9 protein-coding genes are annotated in these 7,625 nt (G+C 57.6%); 7 read left to right on the plus strand and 2 right to left on the minus strand.

Annotation, left to right across the window (positions count from 1 at the left end):
- Positions 1–30: 30 nt before the first annotated feature.
- Both gudD and F0169_RS12990 read right to left on the minus strand, forming a co-directional pair.
- The gene (gene gudD, locus F0169_RS12985; protein WP_152746753.1) at positions 31–1,365 is read right to left on the minus strand and encodes a glucarate dehydratase; all 1,335 of its coding nucleotides are present in this window, start codon (positions 1,363–1,365) and stop codon (positions 31–33) included.
- Between the two features lie 18 nt (positions 1,366–1,383).
- On the minus strand, positions 1,384–2,742 hold the full coding sequence (locus F0169_RS12990; RefSeq protein ID WP_172979429.1) for an MFS transporter: 1,359 nt from the start codon (positions 2,740–2,742) through the stop codon (positions 1,384–1,386).
- Positions 2,743–3,081: 339 nt separating this feature from the next.
- Between F0169_RS12990 and F0169_RS12995 the strand changes: the two genes are divergently transcribed.
- From F0169_RS12995 to F0169_RS13025, 7 genes are all read left to right on the plus strand, one after another.
- Complete coding sequence (locus F0169_RS12995; protein WP_058411887.1) at positions 3,082–3,792, plus strand: FadR/GntR family transcriptional regulator; 711 nt, start codon at positions 3,082–3,084, stop codon at positions 3,790–3,792.
- A 24-nt stretch (positions 3,793–3,816) separates the two neighbouring features.
- The gene (locus F0169_RS13000; RefSeq protein WP_152746754.1) at positions 3,817–4,512 is read left to right on the plus strand and encodes a tRNA (adenine(22)-N(1))-methyltransferase; all 696 of its coding nucleotides are present in this window, start codon (positions 3,817–3,819) and stop codon (positions 4,510–4,512) included.
- 291 nt (positions 4,513–4,803) lie between these two features.
- Complete coding sequence (locus tag F0169_RS13005) at positions 4,804–5,349, plus strand: ATP phosphoribosyltransferase regulatory subunit (protein ID WP_172979432.1); 546 nt, start codon at positions 4,804–4,806, stop codon at positions 5,347–5,349.
- 132 nt (positions 5,350–5,481) lie between these two features.
- The gene (locus F0169_RS13010) at positions 5,482–5,994 is read left to right on the plus strand and encodes a GNAT family N-acetyltransferase (protein WP_152746755.1); all 513 of its coding nucleotides are present in this window, start codon (positions 5,482–5,484) and stop codon (positions 5,992–5,994) included.
- 235 nt (positions 5,995–6,229) lie between these two features.
- A complete protein-coding gene (locus tag F0169_RS13015) occupies positions 6,230–6,562 on the plus strand; it encodes a hypothetical protein (RefSeq protein WP_206670176.1) in 333 nt (110 codons plus the stop codon).
- Complete coding sequence (gene tli1a, locus F0169_RS13020; RefSeq protein WP_341869099.1) at positions 6,559–7,077, plus strand: Tli1a family immunity protein; 519 nt, start codon at positions 6,559–6,561, stop codon at positions 7,075–7,077. The genes F0169_RS13015 and tli1a overlap by 4 nt, the downstream gene beginning before the upstream one ends.
- A partial coding sequence (locus F0169_RS13025) for a phospholipase effector Tle1 domain-containing protein (protein ID WP_172979431.1) occupies positions 7,062–7,625 on the plus strand: 564 nt, incomplete at its 3' end. The genes tli1a and F0169_RS13025, both read left to right, overlap by 16 nt.

Below are 7,625 nucleotides of genomic sequence, written 5' to 3' on the forward strand. Positions count from 1 at the left end.
ACAGCCTCAGCACCTTGCGGCTGACACCCCTTAACGCACCAGGCAGGGCTGCTTGTTATTGAATGTCCAGCCCGGAATCAAAAACTGCATGGCCACGCTGTCATCGCGCGCGCCCAAGCCCATGCCTTTGTACACCTCGTGAGCTTTGCCCACGGCGTCCATGTCGATCTCCACGCCCAAGCCAGGCTTGGCAGGCACCTTCACGTAGCCGCCTTCGATTTTCAGCGGTTGCTTGGTCAGGCGCTGGCCGTCCTGCCAGATCCAATGAGTGTCGATGGCCGTGATGTCACCCGGTGCGGCGGCGGCTACCTGGGTGAACATCGCCAGCGAAATATCAAAGTGGTTGTTGGAGTGCGAACCCCATGTCAAACCCCAGTCGTTGCACATCTGCGCAACCCGCACCGAGCCCTGCATCGTCCAGAAGTGCGGATCGGCCAGCGGAATGTCGACTGATTGCAGTTGGATCGCATGGCCCATTTCACGCCAGTCGGTGGCGATCATATTGGTTGCCGTTTTAAGGCCTGTCGCTCGGCGGAACTCAGCCATGACTTCGCGGCCCGAGTAGCCGTTTTCGGCGCCGCAAGGGTCTTCGGCGTAGGCCAGCACATGGTGCTGATCGCGGCACAGGCGGATGGCTTCTTTGAGTGACCAGGCGCCGTTCGGGTCGAGCGTGATGCGCGCATCGGGGAAGCGTTCGGCCAGTGCCGTGACCGCTTCGATTTCCTCATCGCCACTCAATACACCGCCCTTGAGCTTGAAGTCGTTGAAGCCGTATTTGGCTTTGGCCGCTTCTGCCAAGCGCACCACCGCCTCGGCGGTCATGGCTTTTTCGTGACGCAAACGGAACCAGTCATCGTCGGCGTCAGCCTCGTTGCGGTAGGCCAAGTCAGTGGCCGTGCGATCACCGACGTAGAACAGATAGCCGAGCATTTTTACCGCATCGCGCTGCTGGCCTTCGCCGAGCAAGGCGGCCACCGGCACCTCGAGGAACTGACCCAGCAGGTCGAGCAGTGCGGCTTCCACGGCGGTGACGGCATGGATGGTGATGCGCAGGTCAAAGGTTTGCAGGCCTCGACCGGCACTGTCGCGAGCAGCAAACGTAGTGCGCATCTGATTGAGGATGCGCTGGTACTGGCCGATAGGTTGGCCGATGACCAGGCTGCGCGCGTCTTCCAGGGTTTCGCGGATGCGTTCGCCACCGGGTACTTCGCCCACGCCGGTGTTGCCGGCGTTGTCCTTGAGAATCACGATATTGCGCGTAAAAAACGGCCCATGGGCGCCGCTGAGGTTGAGCAGCATGCTGTCGTGGCCCGCCACCGGGATGACGTGGAAATCGGTAATCACAGGTGATTTGGAGGTATTCATGGCTCGTTCCTGAAAAGCTTAAAGGGGTTTGCTGATGGCGGCTGTGGGCACTGCATTCGGCGCTGCCAGCACCGCAGAGGGTGACGTCTTGGCGAAGAACACCAGGATCGCGGCAAGCACCGAGGTGCCCGCCAGCGCATACAGGCCGCCCTGGATCGAACCGGTGGTTTGTTCCAGGAAACCGAAGGTGGTCGGCGCCACAAAACCGCCGAGGTTGCCGATGGAGTTGATCAACGCGATCACTGCGGCGGCGATGCGCGCGTCCAGGTAGCCCTGCGGGATTGGCCAGAACAGTGACGAGGCGGATTTGAACCCGATGGCCGCAAAGCAAATCGCCACAAAGGCAAAGACCGGCCCGCCGGTGGTCGACATGAACATGCCCGCTGCGGCGATCAACAGCGCTGCGGCGACCCAGGCTTGCTGGAACTTGAATTTGCCCGACAGCGAAGCAAAGGTGTACATGGCGATGATCGAAATCAGCCACGGTATCGAGTTGAAGAACCCGACTTGTATGTCGCTCAGGTCGCCCATCTTCTTGATGATGCTCGGCAGCCAAAAGGTCGCCGCGTAAATCGTCAGTTGGATGCAGAAGTACAAGGCGCAAAACAGCAGGATCTGGCGGTCTTTGAGCAACTTGCCCAGCGTCGGCTTGACGCTGCTCAGCGCCTCACGCTCGCGTTGTTCCTGGTCGATGGCGCCCACCAGTGCGTCTTGCTCTTCGCGAGTCAGCCATTTGGCGTCATGCGGTTTGGAGTCCAGCCAGAACCATACAAAGAAACCCAGTGCCACGGAGGCCAGCCCTTCGAGGGCGAACATCCATTGCCAGCCATGGAAGCCGAACCCTTCGATCTGCAACAGGGCGCCGGACAAAGGCCCGGAAATCAGTGACGCAACCGCCGAGCCGCTGAGGAAGATCGCGATGGCTTTACCGCGCTCAACGCCGGGCAGCCAGCGAGTGAAGTAGTAAATCACCCCAGGAAAGAACCCGGCTTCGGCCACGCCGAGCAGAAAACGCAGGATGTAAAAGTGGGTTTCGTTCTGGATGAACGCCATCATCGTGGCGACGATGCCCCAGGTAAACATGATGCGGGTCAGCCAGATTCGCGCACCGACCTTTTGCAGCAGCATGTTGGAGGGCACTTCGAACAGCGCGTAGCCGATGAAGAACAGCCCGGCACCGAAACCATAGGCCGCAGCGCCGATGCCGAGGTCATGCTCCATGTGTGTACGCACAAAGCCGATATTGACCCGGTCGATGTAGTTGAGGATAAACATGACCACGAACAGTGGGAGCACATGGCCCTTCACTTTGCTCACGGCACGCGCGAGCACCGAATCACTTTCTGGAGCTGCAGATACATGGTTTGAATTGTTCACAATTCAAAACTCCCCTTGATTATTTTTATGCGGGTTTTTGCTGTTTTGTTGAATGACATCATACAAGTGGATTTCTCGGATCCGCAATCCTGTGTAGCGTATTTTTATGCTTATAAGGCCGCATCTGCATCAGGTATTCTGGTTATGTACCGGGTTTTATTGGGTTTAAAGCACGCGTCGAGGTGGTTTTCGTACGAGGATGCGTTAGCGTGACGTTCACCAGGTTACCTACAATAAAATCCACTTGTCATACAAGTTAAGGCTTTTTGAATCCCCCCAGGCCTTGCCACCGGGTGGGGTGTTAAGCTCGCTCCTGCCCAACCGCGTGGACCCGCAACGATGCCCATTGAAAACGCAAACCCTGTGCGTAAACGCTCCAGCAACCTCGCCCAAGGCGTGGTTGAGGCGCTGACCCAGTGCATCCTGCTCGGGCAAATCAAGCCCGGCGAAAAGCTGCCGTCGGAATCCACCATCGTGCGTGAGCACGGCGTGAGCCGCACCGTGGTCCGCGAAGCCATCTCCAAGCTGCAGGCGTCAGCGTTGGTGGAGACGCGCCACGGCATTGGCACCTTCGTATTGGAGCCGCAGCCGCAGACCGGGCTGCGCTTGCATGTGGACACGGTTGCCAGTGTGCGCAGCGTGCTTGAGTTGCGCCTGGGCCTGGAGGTGCAGGCCGTGGCGCTGGCCGCCCTGCGCAGGAGTGATGAGCAGCTTGCACGTATGCGCGCGGCGCTGAGCGACTACCAGGCCTCGCTGGCCAACAACGACAGTTGCGTGGAAGAGGACAAACGCTTTCACCAACTGATCGCCGAGGCCACCGGCAATACCTTTTTCACCGACATCATGCTGCACCTGGGCAACGCAATGATTCCGCGCACGCAGGTCAAGGGTGTCGAGCGTGGCGGTGCCGACTTTGCCAAACTGGGGCAGTTGGCGAACCTGGAGCATGAGGCGATCTTTAATGCAATCAAACGCCAGGACCCGGATGCGGCGCGGGCAGCAATGGTGTTGCACCTGACCAACAGCCGGGATCGTTTTTCGGGTGAATAACTTCGTGGTGATAAGGAACAAGCGTTGAACCAACACACACTTTCCCTGCGCCTGGAGCGCGTGGCGGCAAACGTGCCCGCCGGCGCGCGCCTGGCCGACATCGGCTCGGACCACGGCTACCTGCCGGTAGCGTTGATGCGTCGCGGCGTGATCGCGGCGGCGGTGGCGGGGGAGGTGGCGACCACGCCTTTTCACGCGGCCCAGCGTACGGTGCGCGACAACGGTCTGGAGTCGCACATCAGTGTGCGCCTGGCAAATGGTTTGGCGGCGATCACGCCGTGCGATGCGATCACGGCGATCAGCCTGTGCGGCATGGGTGGCGAGACAATCCGCGAGATTCTCGACAGCGGCAAGGCGCACCTCAGCGGCCAGGAGCGTTTGATCCTGCAACCCAACGGCGGCGAGCAACCGTTACGTGAATGGCTGATGGGCAACGGCTACCAGATCCTGCGCGAAGAGCTGCTGCAGGAAAACCGGTTCTACTACGAGATTATCGTCGCCGAGCGCGCGGCGCCTGTGACCTACACCGCCGAACAACTGTACTTCGGCCCGCTGCAGATGCAGGCGCGCACCCCGCAATTTCTGGCCAAGTGGCAACGCATGCTGCGCCAGAAGCACAAGACCCTGGCCAGCTTTGAGCAGGCCCGATACGCAGTGCCTGAACAAAAGGTGCAGGAAGTGGCCCGGCAAGCGCGGTGGATTACGCAATTGCTGGCGTGAACCCGCTTGTAACTTTTCTGGCGGCTGTGCAAATATCGCCCATGACTGAATTTTCGCACAGCAACCGCCATCACCCCCACGGACCTTGCCCAAGGTGCCGTGGTTGCTTGCGCTCACTGATTGAACAGCCTCGCTGATCACTCACTGAACCCATCCCAAGGCGCCTATGGCGCCTTTTTTATGACCTGTAAAAAATGGAGATTCAACACATGACAATGCTACGTGGTACCCGAATTGTGACCGGCAAAGAAGCTGCAGCGATGCGCGAAGTAGAGGGCCGTTTTCGGGGTTATCTTCATCGAAGCGGGCGCTGAAGAAGCCATCGTGCCCGCGTTGTGGGGCCAGGACACGTTTATCGAAAAGGCCGGTGGCAGTGAAATCATCGGGCAAATGTGGGCCTTTGATGACAAGGCCGGGCGCAAATGTTGCCTGATCCCGGAGGCCACCGCGTTGTTCCAGGAGCGTAATGCGCAACTGCTCGATGGGCGGCGCGAAGCAGTGTTTTTCTACGTGGCGCGGTGTTACCGGTACGAGCGCCCGCAAACCGGTCGCTATCGTGAATTCACCCAACTGGGGCTCGAGATTCTCAGCCCTGAACCCGCACTCGCGTTGCTGCGCAGTCAGGCGCTGTGTACCGGGTTTTTGGATACGCTGGGTCTCGACTATGAACTCAATCTGGCGGTGAAGCGTGGGCTGAGTTATTACCTCGAAGGCAACGGCTTTGAGGTGCGCTGCCCCTCCTTAGGCGCGCAGCAGCAAGTGGTTGGCGGCGGTGCCTACCGCGAAGGTGCCGGTTTTGGCATCGGGCTTGAGCGCTTGGTGCTTGCGTTGAGGTGACGGCCTTGGCGGTGCAGCGGCAGCGACTGTCATCAATGAGTCAATCTTGTTGAATAGTTTGGAACACGGCCGCTGCCCCGCAGCAAAAGCAAAAGCGTTGTTTAAGACCGCGCACCGATGAGGGTTTGAATAATGATCCGTGATGCACAGCCTGGGGATGCGAAGCGCATCGCTCAGGTTCATGTCAGTAGCTGGCAACACGCTTATCTTGATCTCATGCCGGCTGATTTTTTAGCCTCGCTGACGGCGACGCTGCCTAAAAGAGAAGCTCATTGGGTTGCTTCAATTGAACGCAAGGACGCTGACATATTAGTCGCAGAAGTCGATGGAAATATTGTTGGCTGGGTGTCGGTTGGGCCTTGCCGTGATGAAGATAAACCCACAGTCGAAACGGGGGAGGTCATGGCTATTTACCTGTTGGCAGACTATTGGGGTAAGGGTATCGGCGCCCAATTGTGGACGTCAGGTTTAACGCGTTTGCTTGATCAGGGTTATAAAAATATTACGTTATGGGTGTTAGCCGAGAATCAAAGAGCTATCCGCTTTTATCAGGCGTTCGGAGGAAAAGAACAATCTGGCAGCCGCCGCACGCTGGTGCGTGGCGGGGTGACGCTGGAGGAGGTGAGGTATGTTTGGGAATATTAAGTTTAGCCAGACGCTGAAATAGACTTACTTCAGGGCTTGGCGTTGCTCGCAACTTAACTGCCTTCCAGCGATACAGCGAGTATTCGATCTATACAACGAATACCACAGGTACTTGGGAAGCATCCTACATCAAATTTTTTTCCTTATTGGTAGCGTGCTCCGAAATTTGAGCTCGCGCAGGCTAAGGCTTGTACATCGCGTCTTGCTCCCTCTTTTTGTGCTTAAAGGAAGGGTCATGTTACCGACCGCTAAGGATTGGCTGAACCATTTGATGGCAGAGGCGCGCAGCGCACAGCTTGATCATCTGGATGTATTGATGAGCCTGACCGATGAGCAAGCTTCGCACTTGCAAGCGGTGGGCGCCGCGATTCAGGGGTTAAACGACTATGAAAAAACGCCTAATGAACATGGGTTCACTTCACGCGAGGCCATGCTTCGCTGCCTGATCACAGCCCATCTGCAGATCAGTCGCAAGAAGTTGGACAAGCTGCATCACGAAGATTTTATTGCCAGCGTGCTGAGCGAAAATCTTCCACTGACGCTGACGCGTCACGACACCCTTTTATGAGCCGTTTATTCCTTGTGCTGTTAATGAGCGGCATGTCGCTGCTGGGTTGCGCGCAGCCCCAGCCTGAACGATTAGGCACGCCTATCGAGGGCTATAGCCATACCTCGGCGGCGATTAACCGGTTCTCGGTGAATGGTAATGGCGGCCCGAATTTGGCTCCTTACGGATACGGGGGCGGGCAAATGTGCTGCGCGCCGCTTCCGGTGAAGTGGCATCCCGGTTTGACGGTGGTGGTTGAGTGGGTGAAAGACCCCAATCCGCATGCTTCAGCCAATTGGCCTCCGCTTGGGACAGATGGCTACCGAGCTGCTTACAAGCAGCACGCGGCCAAATACACGCGCCATCGTGCGGTTGTGGCTGTGGCGCCATATGAAGACTTGGGCTTGGTGAACGTGCATTTCTTACCCTGCAACCAAGTTGCTGTATCAGCGGGCACTACTTATCCCGGCCGTTCTGATTATCCGTTCCACTTCCCTAAAAAAATGGATGAGCCAGCCACATGTCCGAAGCCATGACTCCAAGCCCCAAAAAGCCTGCTGCGGAATTTCTCAGCCCGACTCCCGATTTCGAAATGGGTGGGCTGTTGCCGCAAACATCTGGGGATGTATTGCGTAATTATCGAACGCAACAGGTGGCCTACGATCCTTTTGAACAACAGTCGATGGACGAACACCGTGCAGCTGGATTGGTGTATCCGGGCCCGCCTTGCATGCAGATTGTGACAATCACGCTTTGCTTTGACGGCACCAACAACCATGAACCGTCAGACAGCCTCGCATTGCCTTCAACCACGACCAATGTGGCTCGCCTGTACCACGCCAGTGTGGGTAGGGATGACAGCGAGGCCGCTGAGCAGGACGGTTTTTACCGCTACTACATGCAAGGGGTTGGCACCGAGTTCAAGGAAATAGGCGAGTTCAAACCTGATAGCCAAGGGCTCACCATGTCGACAGGGGGCGAGAACCGGATCAACTGGGGATTGACCCGTTTGATCGATGCGCTGAAAAGGGCTTGCGATGAGAAACCACTGAAAGTACCCGAAGCCTATGCCCTCGTGCAAAAA

The sequence above is a fragment of the Pseudomonas kitaguniensis genome, assembly GCF_009296165.1.
GTDB classification, from domain to species: Bacteria; Pseudomonadota; Gammaproteobacteria; order Pseudomonadales; family Pseudomonadaceae; genus Aquipseudomonas; species Aquipseudomonas kitaguniensis.

What these genes read in the sequence shown, in the direction of transcription:
- gudD (WP_152746753.1), bottom strand. Translation starts at nt 1,365, where the DNA reads ATGAATACCTCCAAATCACCTGTGATTACCGATTTCCACGTCATCCCG.
- F0169_RS12995 (WP_058411887.1), top strand. Translation starts at nt 3,082, where the DNA reads ATGCCCATTGAAAACGCAAACCCTGTGCGTAAACGCTCCAGCAACCTC.
- F0169_RS13010 (WP_152746755.1), top strand. Translation starts at nt 5,482, where the DNA reads ATGATCCGTGATGCACAGCCTGGGGATGCGAAGCGCATCGCTCAGGTT.
- F0169_RS13015 (WP_206670176.1), top strand. Translation starts at nt 6,230, where the DNA reads ATGTTACCGACCGCTAAGGATTGGCTGAACCATTTGATGGCAGAGGCG.
- tli1a (WP_341869099.1), top strand. Translation starts at nt 6,559, where the DNA reads ATGAGCCGTTTATTCCTTGTGCTGTTAATGAGCGGCATGTCGCTGCTG.